The organism is Bradyrhizobium sp. Kon58, from assembly GCF_055807455.1.
Genome location: NZ_JBVVOT010000048.1, coordinates 11,542 through 29,496 on the forward strand (window position 1 = coordinate 11,542; position 17,955 = coordinate 29,496).

Below are 17,955 nucleotides of genomic sequence, written 5' to 3' on the forward strand. Positions count from 1 at the left end.
TGCCTCGCCTCACGCCCCCTCGAACTGCAACCTCGCCAGCCTGGCATAGAGCCCGTTCGCGGCCACGAGCTCCGCATGCGTGCCCTGCTCGACGATTCTGCCCTGGTCCATCACCAGGATGCGGTCGCACGACAGCACGGTGGCGAGGCGGTGGGCGATGACGAGCGTGGTGCGGTGGCGCATCAGCTCTTCCAGCGCGGTCTGCACCAGCGTCTCGCTTTCGGCATCGAGCGCGGAGGTGGCTTCGTCGAGCAACAGCAGCGGCGCATCGCGCAGGATCGCACGCGCGATCGCGATGCGCTGGCGCTGGCCGCCGGACAGCGTCACGCCGCGCTCGCCGAGCGGGGTGTCGAAACCTTCGGGCAGGCGGCGGATGAACTCGGCGGCGTGCGCGAGCTCGGCGGCGCGCTCGACCTCGGCGTCGGTGGCATCGGGCCGGCCGAAGCGGATGTTGTCGCGGGCGCTGGCCGCGAACACGTTGGATTCCTGCGGCACCAGCGCGATGCGCGAACGGAATTCACGGGGATCGGCGGATTTGACCGGCACGCCGTCGAGCGAGATCGCGCCGCTGCGCGGATCGTAGAAGCGCAACAGCAGATGAAAGATCGTGCTCTTGCCGGCGCCGGACGGACCGACGATCGCAACCTTCTCGCCGGGGCGCACGGTGAACGACACGGCATCGAGCACATTGACGTCGCGCCGCGCCGGATAGGCGAAGCTGACACGATCGAAGCCGACTTCGCCGCGCGCCGGCACCGGCAGCGCGCGCGGCGAGGTGGGCGCGGTGATGTCGGGCTGCACATGCAGGATCTCGAACAGGCGCTCGGCAGCGCCGGATGCCGCCGAGATCTCGCCCCAGACCTCGCTGAGCTGGCCGAGGCCGGCCGCGGCGAAAGCCGCATAGAGCACGAACTGGCCGAGCCGGCCCGGCGTGATGGTACCTGTGAGCACGTCGTGCGAGCCGATCCAGAGGATCGCGACCACGCTTGCGAACACGATGAAGATGATGATGGCGGTGAGTACGGCACGGGCCTGCGTGGAGGTGCGCGCGGCTTCATAGGCCTGCTCGACCTCGCCACCGAAGCGCTTCTCGGCGAGGCTCTCGCTGGTATAGGCCTGCACGGTGCGGATCGCGCCGACCAGCTCGCCGGCATAGGCGGACGCCTCGGCCAGCGTGTCCTGCGCATTGCGCGACAGACGGCGCACCCAGCGTCCGAAGGCGACCAGCGGCAGCACGATCAGGGGAATGGCGAGCAGCACGAAGCCTGACAGACGCGGGCTGGTGATCACCATCATCGCGGCGGCGCCGAAGAACATCATCAGATTGCGCAGCGCGATCGAGACCGAGGCGCCGACGGAGGATTTGATCTGGGTGGTGTCGGCGGTCAGGCGCGACACCAGCTCGCCGCTGCGCGCGGAATCGAAGAAGGCCGGCGACAGCGACAGCAGATGAGCGAAGACGTCGCGCCTGAGATCGGCAACGATACGCTCGCCGATCGTCATCACGAGGTAGTAGCGCGCAGCACTCGCCAGCGCGAGCACGGCGACGACCGCGATCATCACCGAGAAGTAGCTGTTGATCAGCTCGATGCCCTCGGGCGTCAGGCCGAAATCGATCATCCTGCGCACCGCGACCGGCACCAGCAGGGTGGTCAGCGCCGCGATCGTCAGCGCCACGAAAGCAAGCGCCGCCCGGCCGCGATAGCGGGCGACATAGGGCGCGAGCGCCAGCAGCGGCCGCAGCTTCGCGCGGCTCTTCGCCGGCGCTTCGATCAGGTCGGCCTCGATCGACGGGGCTTCCGCGGGCCCGGTTTCAAGCCGTTCAACTGCGCTCATGAGATCCGACCAAAAGACAAAGAGAGGTGCTCCGCTCCAGATAGGCCGGGCGAGCGGGAGTGGCAAATCCGGGATGTCCCTTAGGGGGCCGCCCGGTCCCCTGCGTAAGGCCCTAAAGGGCTTGCCAAGACCTTGCCAAGAGCTCGCAATGGCTTGTTTTACAGGGGCCCGTGGGGTATAGACCGCGCCAAATCCGTCATTCGATAGCCACTCAAGTGAGGCGCCGGGGCGCCGAGGAATTGCCATGAAAGCCGAAATTCACCCGAACTATCATACGATTAAGGTCGTGATGACCGACGGAACCGAGTACCTGACCCGCTCCACCTGGGGCAAGGAAGGCGACACGCTGAACCTCGACATCGACCCCAAGTCGCACCCGGCCTGGACCGGCGGCAACGCGCAGCTGATGGATCGCGGCGGCCGCGTCTCGCGCTTCCAGAAGAAGTTTTCGGGCTTTCTCAAAAAGGATTGATCCGGCCGCAAGGCTGGAGACGAAAACGCCCCCGGAGAGCCCGGGGGCGTTTTTTGTTTTGGGGGGATGCTCGTCATTGCGAGGAGCTCTTGCGACGAAGCAATCCAGACTGTCTCCGCGGAGGGATTCCTGGATTGCTTCGCTCCGCTCGCAATGACGGGGGCTTACCGCTCGAACGCCGCCTTCAGCGCGTTGAGATGCGGCACCAGCGGGTTGCCGATCGAGGAATGATCGACCGGCGGGGTGTGGATGGTGGTGTCCAGGCGACGCACGCGGGTCTGGAGGCTCATCGAGCGATGGATCAAATCCTGGAGCTGCGACGGCAGCTTCTCGATGCTGTCGGTCGAGCCGGGATCGGCGGCGGAGAGCTTGACCTTGGTTTTTTCGCGGTTGGCCTGGCCCAGCGTCATCTCGCCTTCCTTCACCGCGCGGTGCAGCAGCAGCCACGAGGCGAGCTGCATCAGGCGGGTGGTCAGACGCATGCTCTCGGTCGCATAGGTGAGGCTGACGGCACGATCGAGCGCCTTGGCCTCGGTGCGGCCGGCGCCATCGAGATAGGCGGCGGTCTCCTCGACCAGGTCCATGCCCTCGCGGAACAGGACGCCGAACGCCGCAGAATTGGTGAACCGCTCGCTGAGTTGAACGAGAGCGCCTTCGGCTTGCAAACGTTCCATGGTTAACGCCCCTTACGCAACTGTCTGACTGCCCGGCTTTGGCGCCGGCTTATGATGAACAAATCATTGCGCGGGCGAGACGCCGAGTCCAGTGACAAGCGCGGATATGGTTTCCGCGGGTCTTTGCCCGGAATTCAACCGCGGCGAGACGCAAAAAAGCGGGGCGTCGGCGCAAAAAAAGAGCCGCCGGAAAACCGGCGGCTTTGAAAGTTGATAACAGGGAGGCGTCAAACAGAGTGGACAGGAGCCACTCGGTGTCCAAACAAGGACAGTTCCTAGTCATAAACTCGAAAGCTTAATGTCGAGTAAACGAGCGATTATTTTGAGGGTTCGTTAGCCATGTCGGTCAGTGGCCGAGTGGGTCCCCGGAACGACTTCTCTCCGTCGCCCCGGCCTAGTGCGCAATTGCGCACGGGGGCCGGGGCCCATAGCCACAGGGAAAAGTCGTCGCGCGAAGGCGTAACTCCGAGTCGTCGCCAAACCACGCCCTGTGGTTATGGGTCCCGGCCCCCGTGCGCAATTGCGCACTAGGCCGGGACGACGGCTATTGTTTCGACGCCTACTTCTTGAAAACGCTGTTGGCCGCATCGCGCGAGGCGCGCTTCTTCGTTGCGGCTTCTTCCAGCCTTGTGATCTCGCCCTTGAGCAGCGCGATGCGCTCGGTCAGTTCCTCCACTGACAAGAGTGAGAGATCCTGTCCGATGTCATGGCTGATCTTCTTGCGCGGGCGGTCGTCGTCTTCCATTGCCATCCTGGTTCCTCCTGCGTTCGCATCACAAGCGGCTGAGGCTGTTGCCAGCCTGCATCGCGCTGGCTAAGCAATGGCCTCGTTCCATCCCGCACCTTTGCTCAAGGACACATCATGGACAAGCTGCCCGCGCAAATGACCGTGGTCGCCATCTCGAAACCCGGCGGACCGGAAGTGCTGGTGCCGGAACAGCGGGCGCTGCCGCAGCCCGGCCCCGACGAGATCCTGGTCAAGGTGCAGGCCGCCGGCGTCAACCGGCCCGACGTCGCGCAGCGCTCCGGCGCCTATCCGCCGCCGCCCGGCGCCAGCGACCTGCCCGGCCTCGAGATCGCCGGCGAAGTGGTGGCCGTCGGCAGCAACGCCAAGCGGCACAAGATCGGCGACAAGGTGATGTCGCTGGTCGCCGGCGGCGGCTATGCGCAGTACTGTATCGCCCAGGATGGTCAGGCGATGAGCGTGCCGCCGTCGCTCTCGATCAAGGAAGCCGGTGCGCTGCCGGAAACGCTGATGACGGTCTGGCACAACGTGTTCGAGCGCGGCGGCCTGAAGGCCGGCGAGACGCTGCTGATCCATGGCGGCTCCTCCGGCATCGGCACCATGGCGATCCAGCTCGCAAAAGCGTTCGGCGCCAAGGTGATCGTCACCGTGGGATCGCAGGACAAGATCGATGCCTGCCTCAAGCTCGGCGCCGATCGTGCCATCAACTACAAGACGGAAGACTTCGTCGCCGTGGTCAAGGCGGAGACCAACAATGCCGGCGCCAATCTGATCCTCGACATGGTCGCCGGCGACTATGTCGATCGCAACTATGACGCCGCCGCGCTCGACGGCCGCATCGTGCAGATCGCGACCCTCAACGGGCCCAAGGTCACCGTCAACATCGCCAAGGTGATGGTGAAGCGCCTGACCCATACCGGCTCGACGCTGCGCCCCCGTAGTAATGCGGACAAGGCGGCGATGGTGGCCGCGATCGAGGCGAAAGTGATGCCGCTTTTGCGCGAAGGCCGGGTCAAGCCGCTGATGGACAGCACTTTCCCGCTGGAAAAGGCATCCGACGCGCACCGGCGGATGGAGACCTCGGCACATATTGGCAAAATTGTGTTGGAGGTCTAGGCCAGCGGCCCACAGGGCAAGCCGGAAACCCTTTGATTTTCCTTGCTTTCGTGGCATCTATCGCGACGCACCGAACCACTTTGTTCCGTTCGGAAAACGCCGTGCACCGAAGAGCCTGCACCGAACAGTTTGCGTCGAACGCGGAGAACTGACCTTGCGTCTGATCAGGTGCCTCGCGCCCATAGCGCTGGGCCTCATGATTCTCGTCTGCGCGTTCCCGGCGCGCGCGCTCGACGCTGTCAGCGTCCGCGGTGACGCGCCCGCAATCGACCTCACCGGCGTGCTCGAGCATCAGCGCAGCGACGCCGACCGGATCCAGGTCTCCACCGCGCCCGGCACCGACGGCATCGTCCGCCGCATCGAGGTGCGCGCCCGCGAGGGTGGCCAGAACTGGGTGGTGTTCGCGCTCGCCAACAACACCGACGACCAGCTCGATCGCCTGATCGTCGCCCCGCATTACCGCATCGTCTCCTCGGGGCTGCTGTGGCCCGATCTCGGGCTGTCGCGCATCGCGACCATCACGCCCTCGACCGGCGACCGGCCGGAGCGACAGGAGAGCCCGACCGCCGACGTCTTCCGCGTCACCCTCGATCCCGGCGCCGTCGTCACCTTCGTCGCGGAGCTGCGCACCGACAAGCTGCCGCAGCTCTATCTGTGGGAGCCGGAATCCTACAAGGACAAGGTCAACTCGTTCACGCTGTACCAAGGCATCGTGATCGGCATTTCCGGCTTGCTGGCGCTGGTGCTGACCATCCTGTTCGTGGTCAAGGGCAGCATCATGTTCCCGGCCGCCGCGGCGCTGGCCTGGGCGGTGCTGGTCTATATCGGCGTCGATTTCGGCTTCTGGGGCAAGGTGCTCGACATGTCGAACAACGCCGAGCGCATCTGGCGCGCGGCGGGTGAGGCGATCCTGGCGGCGACGCTGCTGGTGTTCCTGTTCGCCTATCTCAATCTCAGTCGATGGCACGTGCGCTATTCCCACATCACGGTGGGCTGGCTCGCGTTCCTGGGCTCGCTGGTGGCGCTGGCCCTGTTCGACCCCGCGGTGGCCTCCGGCATCGCGCGCATCTCGCTGGTGCTGATCGCCTTCGCCGGCTTCGCGCTCATCGTCTATCTCTCCACCCACGGCTTCGACCGCGCGGTGCTGCTGATCCCGACGTGGTTCCTGCTGGTGGTCTGGGTGGTCGCGGCCGGCATGACGGTCGCAGGCTCCGTCACCAACGACATCGTCGGCCCGGCGCTACTCGGCGGCCTCGTGCTGATCGTGATGCTGATCGGCTTCACGGTGATGCAGCATGCGTTCGCGGGCGGCGGCGCCACCACCGGCGTCGTCTCCGACATCGAGCGCCGCGCGCTGGCGCTGGCCGGTTCCGGCGATTTGATCTGGGACTGGGACGTGTCCGCCGACAAGGTCTTCACCAGCCCCGAGACCGAGGCCCTGCTCGGCCTCAAGCGCGGCACGCTGGAAGGCCCGGCCGCCTCCTGGCTTGAGGTGCTGCACCCACTCGACCAGGACCGTTTCCGCGCCGCGCTCGACAGCGTGCTCGACCAGCGCCGCGGCCGCCTGGTGCAGGATTTCCGCCTGCGCACGCCGGACGGTCACTTCATGTGGTTCGCGCTGAAGGCGCGCCCGGTGGTCGGCTCCGACGGCGAGGTCTCGCGCGTGGTCGGCACCCTCACCGACGTCACCGAGCTGCGCAATGCCGAGGAGCGCCTGCTGCACGATTCCGTGCATGACAATCTGACCGGCCTGCCCAACCGCAAGCTGTTCATGGACCGACTCGGCGCCGTCGCTCATTTTGCCAAGACCATGCCGACGCTGCGGCCGACGCTGATGGTGATCGACCTCGACCGCTTCAAGCAGGTCAACGATTCCGTCGGCATCGCGGTCGGCGATTCCATCCTGCTGACCTTGGCCCGCCGCCTCACCCGCATCCTGAAGCCGCAGGATACGCTGGCGCGGCTCGCCGGCGACCAGTTCGGCCTGATCCTGCTCTCGGAGCAGGACCCTGCCCGCATCACCGCCTTTGCCGAGACCATCCGCAAGACCATCCGCGCGCCGATCGCCTTCAACGAACGCGAGATCTTTCTCACGGCCTCGATCGGCCTCGCCTTGTCCGATCCGCAAGTTCAGCTCACGGACGAGATCATCAAGGACGCCGAGCTTGCGATGTATCACTCCAAGCGGATCGGCGGCGACCGCATCGACGTCTACAAGTCCGCGATGCGCGCGCGAAAGACCGACCGGCTGACGCTGGAGAGCGAACTGCGCCGCGCCATCGAGCGGCAGGAGCTCACGATCCTGTACCAGCCGATCGTGCGGCTCGAAGACCGCTCCGTCGCCGGCTTCGAGGCGCTGGTGCGCTGGGATCATCCCAAGCTCGGACGCATGGCGCCGTCGGAATTCATCACCATCGCGGAAGAGACCGGCCTGATCATCGACCTTGGCATGTTCGTGCTCGACCAGACCGCCAAGCAGCTCTCGATCTGGCAGCGCGCGATGCGCTCGCGCGAGCCGATCTTCGCATCGGTCAACGTCTCCTCGCGGCAATTGCTGCGCCACGATCTGATCCACGATATCCGCACCGTGCTGTCGCGCTCCTCGGTCGCGCGCGGCACGCTGAAGCTGGAACTGACGGAATCGCTGGTGATGGAGAATCCGGAGCACGCGGCGCAGATGCTGACGCGGATCCGCGAGCTCGGCACCGGGCTGTCGCTCGACGATTTCGGCACCGGCCATTCGTCGCTGGCCTATCTGCAGCGCTTCCCGTTCGACACCATCAAGATCGACCAGTCCTTCGTGCGCACCACCAACCGCGGCACCCGCCCGGTGATCCTGAAGTCCATCATCGCGCTCGCGCACGACCTCGGCATGGACGTTGTCGCCGAAGGTGCCGAGACCGATTCCGACGCGGTCGAGCTCTACCAGATGGGCTGCGAATACGCGCAAGGGTTTGCGTTCGGCGAGCCCATGGACGCCGACGCCGCGATGCGCCTGCTCACGGAAGTGCGCCTGGAAGCGGCGAGCTGATCCTTCTCCGCTTCTCCCCTTGTGGGAGAAGGTGGCGCGAAGCGCCGGATGAGGGGTTGTCTCTACGAATCGAAACGCTGACGTGAGGATAGAGACCCCTCACCCGACTCGCCGCTACGCGGCGAGCCACCCTCTCCCACAAGGGGAGAGGGGAAGAGCGGACCTCTCCTCGATATCAACGCCGCCGGTCAGCCTTCAGCTTCGTGAACCGCACGCTCGCACCGTCCGGCATCCGCATCGCCTTGAAACCCGCGGCGAGGCAGGCTTCGCGTTGCGGCATCTGGATGTCCGGGCTGCGCAGGCTGTCCCACCATGAGGCGCGATTCGCCGCGCGCGGCAGGGCCGCGCCGATGATCTCTTCGATCTGTTCATAGGTCAGCACGAATTCCGCCTGCTTCTGCCGCATCAGATAATCGCGCAACGCGTCGTAGTCGTTCACCGCTGTCCTCTTCGCTGGTCGAAGCCCCGCTTTGCCCAAAAACGTGAGCCGCGGAAACCAATTTTTAACTCATTCCGGCAGCGCCGTCCCGGCTTAAACACTACTCAAGCTTTCGGGCGCATTCACTGGTGTCGGGAGCAAACGATGTTGTCTCGATGGCGCGACGTCACGGCCCGGCGGCCATGGCGGCTTTCGGCGAAGCTGCTGATCATCTCGTCCGTGGTGACGGTGATCGGCTTTTCCGCCATTTGCGTCAACGTCATGCTGGACATGCGCCGCGGCGAGGAGGCGCTCGCCCGCCAGACGCTGGAAAACCTGGCGACGACCATCGAGTCCGACGTCAGCCGCAACATCGAGATCTACGACCTGGCCCTCAAGGCGGTCGCCAGCAACATGCTGCTGCCGGAAATCGGCACCGTCTCGAAGCCGATCCGTCACCTGATCCTGTTCGACCATTCGACCACGGCGAGGCATTTCGGCGCGATCCAGGTGTTCGACGCCGACGGCCGGCTGACCATCGACGCCTCGACACTCGATCCCGTTGCGGTGAACCGGGGCGACGAGGATTACTTCAAGGCCCATCGGGACAATCCGGACGCAGGCCTCTTCATCAGCCGTCCCATGCTGTTCCGCGGCGCTTATTCGATCGTGCTGAGCCGGCGCATCAGCGACACCGACGGCGGCTTCCTCGGTGTCGTCGCCGGATCGATCCGCTTCAGCTATTTCCACGAACTGTTCGAGCGGCTGAGCCTCGATCCCGACGACACCATCACCGTGCTGAGGCGCGACCGTACCGTCATGATGCGGCGGCCGTTTGATCTCGACGTGATCGGTACGAATCTGGCCAACCGGCCGGTCTGGAAGGCCGAAAATCTGAAGGTCGGCGGCGCATTCGCCGGACAGGGGCCGATCGACGGCACGCCGCGGCTCTATGTCCGCAGCAGCGGGACCGGCCCGCTATTCGTGGTGGCAGGCAAGCCACTGAACGCCGTGTTCGAGCTCTGGCAGAGGGAAGCCTACCGCATCGGCGCCGTGGTGCTTGCGCTCAGCCTGTTCATGCTGGCATCGACGCTGGTGCTCGCGCGCGAAATCGGCCGGCGCGCCGAGGCCGAGCGCAAGCTCGAGGAGATGGCGACGACCGACGCGCTCACCGGCCTGAAGAACCGCCGCAAGTTCGACCAGGTGATCGACGTCGAATGGCGCCGCGCGATGCGGCAGCAGACGCCGATCGCGCTGTTGATGATCGATGCCGATCACTTCAAGGCCTACAACGACACGTTCGGCCACCAGGCCGGCGACCAGGTGCTGGTCGGCATCGCCATCTGCATTTCCGATTCGGTGAGCCGCGCCGGCGACTGCGCGGCGCGCTATGGCGGCGAGGAATTCGCCGTGCTGCTGCCGGGCACCTCGGTCACCGACGCCCTCACGGTGGCCGAGAAGATCCGCGCCAAGGTGCAGGGCTGGTCCGACGACCACACGAGCTCGACGGTGTCCTGCGGCATCGCGAGCCTCGTTCCGACCACGGGCATGGACTGGCCGCTGCTGGTCGCCGCCGCCGACAAGGCGCTCTACGCCGCAAAAGCCGGCGGCCGCAACCAGTCGGTGGTCGCGAGCCTGCCGAAGCTGTCGCTGGTGGCGTGAGGGGTTCGTTCCGTCATTGCGAGCGAAGCGAAGCAATCCAGACTGTCTCCGCGGAGGCAGCCTGGATTGCTTCGTCGCTTCGCTCCTCGCAATGACGACGGAGCGTTACTGCCCCAGATACTTCTTCATCTCCGCAATGAGCCCGTCACGCAGCTCCGGCCGCTTCAGGCCGTAGGCGATGTTGGCGCGGAGGAAGCCGGGCTTGGAGCCGCAATCATGGCGCTCGCCCTCGAACTCGACGCCGTAGAATTTTTGCGATCTGGCGAGGCCGATCATGGCGTCGGTGAGCTGGATCTCGCCGCCGGCGCCGCGCTCCTGGGTCTCCAGGATCTTGAAGATCTCCGGCTGCAGGATGTAGCGCCCAGTGATCGAGAGGTTGGAGGGCGCGGTGCCCTTGGCCGGCTTCTCGACCATGCCGTCGACCTCGAACATCTTGCCGGTGCGTTTGCCGACGCCGCAGATGCCGTATTGATGGGTCAGATGATCGGGCACCGGCTCGACCGCGATGACGTTGGATTTTTCGCCGAGCTTGCTGGCGGTGTCGATCATCTGCTTCAGGCAGCCGGGCGAATTGAGCACGAGTTCGTCCGGCAGCACGACTGCGAACGGTTCGTTGCCGACGATGTCGCGCGCGCACCAGACCGCGTGACCGAGGCCGAGCGGCGCCTGCTGGCGGGTGAAGCTCACGGCGCCGGCCTCCGGCTGGTTCTGCGCCAGAACGTCCTGCTCGGTCTTCTTGCCGCGCGCGGCCAGCGTCGCATCGAGCTCGAACATCCGGTCGAAATGATCTTCGATGACACTTTTGTTGCGGCCGGTGACGAAGATGAAGTGCTCGATGCCGGCTTCCCGGGCCTCGTCATAGACGTACTGGATCAGCGGCTTGTCGACGATCGTCAGCATTTCCTTCGGCATCGCCTTGGTGGCGGGCAGGACGCGGGTGCCGAGGCCGGCAACGGGAAATACGGCTTTGCGGATTTTCATGGGATTGATCGAATACCTGAGGAACACGTGAAGGGAGCAATGGCATCTTGCTAGCTTGTTTGCAGCCGCCAACAAAGGCGGATGTGGGGCCTCATCCTCACAGAGTTAAGAAAAAGGCCACCATCAAAATTTCACCTTTGTTAAGCTGTTGGCAACCGTAACCAGGCCTCCTGAGGGCGGATTTTGGCCGGACAGGTGTGGACATGATGCAATCAATGGCAGGGCTGGCAAAACGGGGCGGGTCCGTGACCGGTGCGACGATGATTGCGGCCGCCCTGCTGTTCCCGCTTCCCGCCAGCGCGCAGGCTCAGAACGGTCTGTCAAATCTGTTCGGCGGTATTTTCTCCGGCCCGAACCAGGCGCCTTCGCCAGCAGCGCCCGGGCCCAGCGGCGCTCAAACGGGAGTTCAACCCTGGACCGGCGAGGACGGCGCCTCCGGGCATCCGCTGATGACGGCCGCCGCGATCCGCGAGGCCGCCGGCAACTTCAACAATTGCGTCGCGGGGATGTGGCCCGATGCCGCACGGCGCAACATCACGCAGGAAAATTTCCAGCGCTTCACGGCAGGCCTCGCACCCGATCTGCGCATCATGGACCTCATGGACTCGCAGCCCGAGTTCACCAAGTCGATCTGGGATTATCTCGACATCCTCGTGAACGACAACCGCCTCGCCAAGGGCCGCGAGGTCCTGGCCAAATACAAGGCGCAGTTCGACGCCACCGAGAAAGCCACCGGCGTCGATCGCTACATCATCGCCTCGATCTGGGGCATCGAGTCCAACTACTCGACGCAGATGGGCGACCGCAGCGTGCTGCAATCGACCGCGACGCTCGCCTGCATCGGCCGCCGCCAGGCTTACTTCAAGGACGAATTCCTCTCCGCGCTGGAGATCCTCAACCGCGGCGATCTCAGGCCCGAACAATTGCGCGGCTCCTGGGCCGGCGCCTTCGGCCCGACCCAGTTCATGCCGACCGCGTTCAAGCGCTTTGCCGTGGACGGCGATGGTGACGGCCGGCGTGACGTCGTCGACAATCCCTCCGACCTGATTGCGTCGACCGCCAACAATCTGAAGAAGGACGGCTGGCAGGCCGGCCAGACCTGGGGCTACGAGGTCGTGGTGCCCCAGGGCTTCAACTACATGCTGGCCGATCGCGCCAAGGCGATGACGGTGGCGCAATGGGAAAAGCTCGGCCTCAAGCGCCCGGCCAACCAGCCCTTCCCGCATCCGGCCGAGAAGGCCTATCTGCTGGCGCCGGCCGGCGCGCAGGGGCCGGGCTTCCTGATGCTGCAGAACTTCCGGGTCATCATGAAGTACAACCCGGCCGAGGCTTATGCGCTGGCGATCGGCCATTTCGCCGACCGCTTGCGCGGTGGCCAGCCGTTCGTGCAGCCCTGGCCGCGGCAGGAACGGGAGCTGTCCCGGACCGAGCGGCTGGAACTGCAGCAGCTGCTGGCCCAGCGCGGCTTCTACAAGGGCACCCCCGACGGCCAGTTCGGCGGCCAGACCCGGGAAGCCCTGCGCAATTTCCAGGCCTCGATCGGGGTCCCCGCGGACGGATTTGCCTCCTCCGACGCGCTGAACCGGCTGCGCGGGCGGTAAAATCGCGCCGAAAGTAACCCTGAACAGGGAATTTGGCCGACAGCCTTGACCGGGGCGGCCGTTCGCCGTGTATGGGCCAAGGATCCTAACCTCAGAATCTTGGGCCAACGATCTCAGTGTCTGAAGAGAACTGAAAAGAGAATCTGCCCGTTTGGCGCCCGATTCCGTTATTATATTCGAGCCTGCCCCGATCCCCGTTGCACGTGCCGAGATCGCATGTCGAAGAAGTCCTTTTTCAAGGTGCTGACCGAGACCGGCCCGCTGATCGCGCTGGGGACGGCGCTTGCGATTCTGGTGTCGGTCGCGGGACCCGCCTCGGCGCAGTTCTTCAACTTCCCCGGCTTCGGCGGCCCACCGCAGCGTTCGGCTCCGCCGCCGCCGCGGAACGGTGGAGGTGGAGGCGGCGGATGGTTCGGCGGCGACTTCTTCGCGCCGTTCCAGCAGCAACAGCCGCAAGCACCGCGTCAGGATTTTTCGCGCGCGCCGGCGCCGGCCAAGCGCGACACCATTCCCGACAGGAACGTGCTGGTGATCGGCGACGCCATGGCCGACTGGCTCGCCTACGGCCTGGAGGATGCCTACACCGAGCAGCCCGACACGGGCGTGATCCGCAAGCACAAGACCACGTCCGGCCTGATCAAGTATCAGCCCAAGGGTGAGCCCTCGGACTGGACGGCTGCTGCGAAGGGCATTCTCGAGACCGAGAAGCCCGACGTGATCGTGGTGATGCTCGGCCTCAACGACCGCATCGCGATCCGCGAGGCGGCGGCGCCCGATAAATCGGACAAGGCGACGGACAAGGACAAGAAGAACGACAAGGGCGCGCGCGGCAAACCACCGGCCAAGCCCGGCGATGCCAAGCCCGGCGACACCGCGGCGAAGCCGGACGACAAGCCGGCCGATGCCGACCTGCCGCAGGATGATGCCGACAACGCTGACGCACCCGCAGTCGCAGCGCCCGAGAAGACCGCGCGCAACCCGAACGGCCTCTACGAATTCCGCGATGAGCGCTGGGTCGAACTCTACGGCAAGAAGATCGAGGAGCTCGCAAACGTCCTCAAGTCCAAGGGCGTGCCGGTGCTCTGGGTTGGCCTGCCCGCGATCCGCGGTCCCAAGGGCACCGCGGACATGCTGTTCCTGGATTCGCTCTATCGCGAAGGCGCGGCCAAGGCCGGCATCACCTATGTCGACGTCTGGGATGGCTTTGTCGACGAGGCCGGCCGTTTCCTGCAGAAGGGCCCGGACTTCGAAGGCCAGATCCGTCAGCTCCGCAGCGGTGACGGCGTCTATTTCACCAAGCCAGGCGCGCGCAAGCTCGCCCACTATGTCGAGCGCGAGATCACCCGCCTGCTCGCCGGGCGCTCCGGCCCGATCGCGCTGCCGAGCGAGCCGGCGACCCCCGACACCAGTGCCGAACCCGGCAAGCCCGCGCCGCGGCCGCTGGCCGGCCCGATCGTGCCGCTGGTCGCGGCCTCGATCTCGACCGATCAATTGCTGGGTGGGCCGGGCTCGCGTCCTGCCGCCGTCGATGCGCTCGCTGCGAAGACGATGGTGAAGGGCGAGCCACTGGCTGCGCCCGCCGGCCGCGCCGACGATTATGCCTGGCCGCGCCGCGAAGTCGGCCGCGAGCAGGCCAAGGGCGATACGCCGGTGGCCGCGACGACGCCCGACGGCGGTACGCCGGGTGCGGCCGCAGCGATTGCCCCGCCAAAGCTTGCGCCGAAGAAGCCACCGGCGCCGCAGCAACCGGCACAGGCAGCGCCATCGATGCGCGATTTCTTCGGCTTTGGCTCGCCGCCGCCCCCGCCGCGTCAATTGGCGCCGGCGCCGCGCAATCCGAATCCCAACCCCGCGATCCCGCGGCCGCCTGGCAATGTCGGGCGATCGGCGGAAGTGTTCCGGTAATCTTTCTAAGCTGAGGTCTCGTGTCCCGGACGCGCTGCAGCGTGAAACGCTGCTGCGCAGCCCAGCACGTTCAAAAAGAATGGGCCCCGGCTCAGCAACGCGGCGTTACACGCCGTGCTGCGTCCGGGGCCCGATGAATATCGCGCGTTGGCTTTAGCCGTAGTAGCGCCAGCGCGGCGGCGGGCGGCGCGAAGGCCGTGCCATCAGCAACGCGAGCGCGAAGCCGATGCCGCCGGCGACCAGCAGCGCGCCCATCGGGTTGTCCTGCACCTTCTGGGCAATCGCCTGCGAGCCGTCGCGCAAGGTTTCGGCCGGCTTGTCATAGGCGTCCTTGGCATAGCTGGCCGCGGTGTCCGTGGCGTCACGTACCGCATCCTTGGCCTGGCCGTAGAGATTCTGCACGGTGCCGGCGGCTTCGCGTGCCTTGCCGGACGCCTGTGTCTGCGTATCGCTGGCCATATCTCCGATGGCGCCTTCCGCGCGTCCGGCGAATTCCTTGGCCGATCCGACAATCCGATCCTTATCCATGATGCTCCTCCTCGGGGGTCAGCCCAAGTAACCGATCAGGAGCGGCGCAGTTCCATCTGACTTGAAATTGGACTCAAAGAATAAGCCCACCATCCACGACCAATGTCTGGCCGATGATGTAGGACGACAGCGGTGATGCCAGGAATAGCGCCGCGCCCGCCATGTCAGCGGGCGTGCCCAATCGCCGCAGCGGAATGCGTGAAAGTGCACCTTCGAGCCGCTTGGGATTGTCGGTCGTGACCTTCGTCATCTTGGTGTCGACCAGACCGGGCGCGATGCCGTTGACGCGGATGCCGTCTTCCGCCCAGGCCTCGCCCAGCGTCCGTGTCAATCCGACCGCGCCGGTCTTCGACGCGTTGTAAGCGGGATTGCCCATGGTGGAATGATAGGCCGCGGTCGAGGACACCATGATCAGCGATCCCCGCGAGTCCCGCAGCATGGAATGAAAACGCGTGGCGCAGGCCATCAGGCTCATCAGATTGACCTCGACGACCTTGCGAAAGCCGGCCATCTCGAACTCGCCGCGGCGATAGAGCACCGCACCCTGCGCCAGCACCAGGATATCGAGCCGATCGAACGACGGCTTGAACGCTTCGACGGCTCCGGCATTGCCGACGTCGAGTTGCGCGTAGGAGAGACCGGTGAGATCCGAGCCCTCGTCAGCTGAATATTCCTTCGCGTGAGCACGCGTGCCGCAGACCGCAACTTGCGCGCCCCTGACGCGAAAGGCTTGCGCAATGCCGTTGCCGATGCCGCTGGATCCGCCGACGACCAGCACCTGCCTGCCTGAGAAATCGAGCTCGTTCGTCATCGCTGGCCTCCCGATTGTCTTGCTTGTTTGACCTGTCTGCGGATCGATGACAGCCTTGTCAATCACGACAAGAACAAGCAGGGCTCAGAGGAAACACCATGTCCGATTTCAAGCAGCTCAGCCGCTCCGTGAAGGGCCTGACCGTTCTCGTCACCGGCGCGGCCAGCGGCATGGGACGCGCGACGGCACGCGTGTTCGCCACCGAGGGCGCCAACGTCGCCGTCACCGACTATGACGAGCAGGGCGCACTCGCCGTGGCGAAGGAGATCGCGGCAAGCGGCGGCGCCGCGAAAGCCTGGAAGCTCGACGTGGCCGACGGCGATGAGATCAAGCGCGTGGTCGGCGACGTCGCGACCCATTTCGGCGGACTCGACATCATCGTCAACAATGCCGGCATCTCCGTGCGCGTCGCGATCGACGACGAGGCCTATGAGGACGCCTGGGCCAGGGGCATCGCGGTGATGCTGACGGCGCATCCGCGCATCATCCGCGCCGCGCTGCCTCACTTGCGCAAGTCGAAGAGCCCGCGCATCGTCAACATCGCATCGACCGAGGCGCTCGGCGCCACCGCATTGCACAGCCCCTATTCGGCGGCGAAGGGCGGCGTCGCCAGCCTCACCCGCTCGCTTGCGGTGGAGCTCGGCCGTGAAGGCATCACCGTCAATTGCATCTGCCCGGGGCCGGTCCGCACCGCCATCACCGACCGGATCTCGGAAGAGCACAAGACCATCTACGCCAAGCGCCGCACCGCACTGGGCCGCTACGGCGATCCCGAGGAGGTCGCGCACATGACGCTGAGCCTGTGCCTGCCGGCAGCGTCCTTCCTCACCGGCGCGGTGATCCCCGTCGACGGCGGCCTGATGGCGCGCAACGCGTGAGCGGCACCAAAGGTGCGTAGCCCGGATGGAGCGCAGCGCAATCCGGGAAGGTCTTTCCTCGGGGTGAGAACACCGGATTACTCTGTGCTCCATCCGGGCTACGGGCAGCTATGCGCGCCTAGCGTTGACATCGCTTGTTACGGGAGTAACTTTTTCCACGACAGAGCGGGACCAACTGCTCGCACGCGCGGGAGAAACGTCATGACGATCGCCATCCGGCAGCTTCACAAACATTTTGTCGGCGAGGTCTCTGGCCTCGACCTGCGACAACCTCTCACACCAAATGAGGCGCGCGAGATCGAAGCCGCCATGGACAAATATGCGGTGCTGGTGTTCCACGACCAGGACATCACCGACGAACAGCAGATGGCCTTTGCGCTGAATTTCGGCCAGCGCGAGGACGCGCGCGGCGGCACTGTTACGAAGGAAAAGGACTACCGGCTCCAGTCGGGCCTGAACGACGTCTCCAATCTCGGCAAGGACGGCAAGCCGCTGGCAAAGGACAGCCGCGCGCATCTGTTCAATCTCGGCAACTGCCTGTGGCATTCCGACAGCTCGTTCCGCCCCATCCCGGCAAAATTCTCGCTGCTGTCGGCCCGCGTGCTCAACCCGAAGGGCGGCAACACCGAATTCGCCGACATGCGCGCGGCCTATGACGCGCTCGACGACGAGACCAAGGCGGAGATCGACGACCTCGTCTGCGAGCACTCGCTGATGTATTCACGGGGATCGCTCGGCTTCACCGAATACACCGACGACGAGAAGGAGATGTTCAAGCCGGTGCTGCAACGTCTGGTGCGCACCCACCCCGTCCATCGCCGCAAGTCGCTCTATCTCTCATCGCATGCCGGCAAGATCGTCGGCATGAGCGTCCCCGAAGGAAGGCTGCTGCTGCGCGATCTCAACGAGCACGCGACCCAGAGCGAGTTCGTCTACGTCCACAAATGGACGCTGCATGACCTCGTGATGTGGGACAACCGCCAGACCATGCACCGCGTCCGCCGCTACGACCAGTCGCAGCCCCGCGACATGCGCCGCGCGACGGTGGCAGGCACGGAGCCGACCGTGCAGCAGCAGGCGGCGGAGTAGTTCTCCATAGTCGTCCTGGACCAGCGAGCGAAGCGAGCGCCGATCCAGGACCCATTATCACCGGGCGCAGTTTGGCGAAGGCTGGTGGTTGCCAGCCTGCTTCAACAATTGCACCCTGGGGTAATGGGTCTCCTGAGTTCACAAACGAAGTGCAACACTTCCATCTGGAGGTGTTGCCATGGGGCGGACTTACAAACAGCTCTCCCTT

Annotated in this window: 15 protein-coding genes; 8 read left to right on the top strand and 7 right to left on the bottom strand. The window is 65.3% G+C overall.

Annotated features, from left to right (window positions below):
* Positions 1-9 precede the first annotated feature (9 nt).
* Positions 10-1,836 carry an ABC transporter ATP-binding protein/permease gene (locus AC0L20_RS37675; protein WP_473295351.1) on the bottom strand — a complete coding sequence of 609 codons (1,827 nt, stop codon included), beginning with the start codon at positions 1,834-1,836 and terminating at the stop codon, positions 10-12.
* A 244-nt stretch (positions 1,837-2,080) separates the two neighbouring features.
* Here AC0L20_RS37675 and rpmE point away from each other — a divergent pair, with 244 nt between their 5' ends.
* Positions 2,081-2,308 (top strand): 50S ribosomal protein L31, encoded by a 228-nt coding sequence (rpmE, locus tag AC0L20_RS37680; RefSeq protein WP_007599895.1) that lies wholly within the window; start codon positions 2,081-2,083, stop codon positions 2,306-2,308.
* 164 nt (positions 2,309-2,472) lie between these two features.
* Here rpmE and rcdA read toward each other — a convergent pair whose 3' ends face one another.
* Both rcdA and AC0L20_RS37690 read right to left on the bottom strand, forming a co-directional pair.
* Positions 2,473-2,982, bottom strand: coding sequence for a protease adaptor protein RcdA (gene rcdA, locus AC0L20_RS37685; protein WP_007599893.1), 510 nt, complete (start codon positions 2,980-2,982; stop codon positions 2,473-2,475).
* Between the two features lie 559 nt (positions 2,983-3,541).
* Entirely contained in the window at positions 3,542-3,733 is a 192-nt protein-coding gene (locus AC0L20_RS37690; protein ID WP_027570253.1) for a DUF1192 domain-containing protein, read from the bottom strand.
* A gap of 111 nt (positions 3,734-3,844) precedes the next feature.
* On the opposite strand from AC0L20_RS37690, the gene AC0L20_RS37695 reads away from it, so the two are divergent.
* Entirely contained in the window at positions 3,845-4,843 is a 999-nt protein-coding gene (locus AC0L20_RS37695) for an NAD(P)H-quinone oxidoreductase (RefSeq protein WP_007605500.1), read from the top strand.
* Between the two features lie 154 nt (positions 4,844-4,997).
* Positions 4,998-7,874 carry an EAL domain-containing protein gene (locus AC0L20_RS37700; RefSeq protein ID WP_026232774.1) on the top strand — a complete coding sequence of 959 codons (2,877 nt, stop codon included), beginning with the start codon at positions 4,998-5,000 and terminating at the stop codon, positions 7,872-7,874.
* 175 nt (positions 7,875-8,049) lie between these two features.
* Here the strand turns inward: AC0L20_RS37700 and AC0L20_RS37705 are convergent, their stop codons facing one another.
* Positions 8,050-8,313 carry a DUF7662 domain-containing protein gene (locus tag AC0L20_RS37705; RefSeq protein WP_473295352.1) on the bottom strand — a complete coding sequence of 88 codons (264 nt, stop codon included), beginning with the start codon at positions 8,311-8,313 and terminating at the stop codon, positions 8,050-8,052.
* Positions 8,314-8,457: 144 nt separating this feature from the next.
* On the opposite strand from AC0L20_RS37705, the gene AC0L20_RS37710 reads away from it, so the two are divergent.
* Positions 8,458-9,954, top strand: a complete 1,497-nt coding sequence (locus tag AC0L20_RS37710; RefSeq protein ID WP_473295353.1) for a sensor domain-containing diguanylate cyclase — start codon at positions 8,458-8,460, stop codon at positions 9,952-9,954.
* Between the two features lie 105 nt (positions 9,955-10,059).
* Here the strand turns inward: AC0L20_RS37710 and AC0L20_RS37715 are convergent, their stop codons facing one another.
* A complete protein-coding gene (locus AC0L20_RS37715; protein ID WP_007599884.1) occupies positions 10,060-10,935 on the bottom strand; it encodes a UTP--glucose-1-phosphate uridylyltransferase in 876 nt (291 codons plus the stop codon).
* A 203-nt stretch (positions 10,936-11,138) separates the two neighbouring features.
* Between AC0L20_RS37715 and AC0L20_RS37720 the strand changes: the two genes are divergently transcribed.
* Both AC0L20_RS37720 and AC0L20_RS37725 read left to right on the top strand, forming a co-directional pair.
* A complete protein-coding gene (locus tag AC0L20_RS37720) occupies positions 11,139-12,536 on the top strand; it encodes a lytic murein transglycosylase (RefSeq protein ID WP_473295354.1) in 1,398 nt (465 codons plus the stop codon).
* Between the two features lie 216 nt (positions 12,537-12,752).
* A complete protein-coding gene (locus AC0L20_RS37725; RefSeq protein ID WP_473295355.1) occupies positions 12,753-14,441 on the top strand; it encodes an SGNH/GDSL hydrolase family protein in 1,689 nt (562 codons plus the stop codon).
* 153 nt (positions 14,442-14,594) lie between these two features.
* Here AC0L20_RS37725 and AC0L20_RS37730 read toward each other — a convergent pair whose 3' ends face one another.
* Complete coding sequence (locus AC0L20_RS37730; protein WP_027515488.1) at positions 14,595-14,969, bottom strand: CsbD family protein; 375 nt, start codon at positions 14,967-14,969, stop codon at positions 14,595-14,597.
* A 73-nt stretch (positions 14,970-15,042) separates the two neighbouring features.
* Positions 15,043-15,780, bottom strand: coding sequence for an SDR family NAD(P)-dependent oxidoreductase (locus tag AC0L20_RS37735; RefSeq protein ID WP_473295356.1), 738 nt, complete (start codon positions 15,778-15,780; stop codon positions 15,043-15,045).
* Positions 15,781-15,878: 98 nt separating this feature from the next.
* Between AC0L20_RS37735 and AC0L20_RS37740 the strand changes: the two genes are divergently transcribed.
* Entirely contained in the window at positions 15,879-16,658 is a 780-nt protein-coding gene (locus AC0L20_RS37740) for an SDR family NAD(P)-dependent oxidoreductase (protein ID WP_473295357.1), read from the top strand.
* A 201-nt stretch (positions 16,659-16,859) separates the two neighbouring features.
* Positions 16,860-17,747 carry a TauD/TfdA dioxygenase family protein gene (locus AC0L20_RS37745; RefSeq protein WP_473295358.1) on the top strand — a complete coding sequence of 296 codons (888 nt, stop codon included), beginning with the start codon at positions 16,860-16,862 and terminating at the stop codon, positions 17,745-17,747.
* The last annotated feature ends 208 nt before the right edge of the window (positions 17,748-17,955 follow it).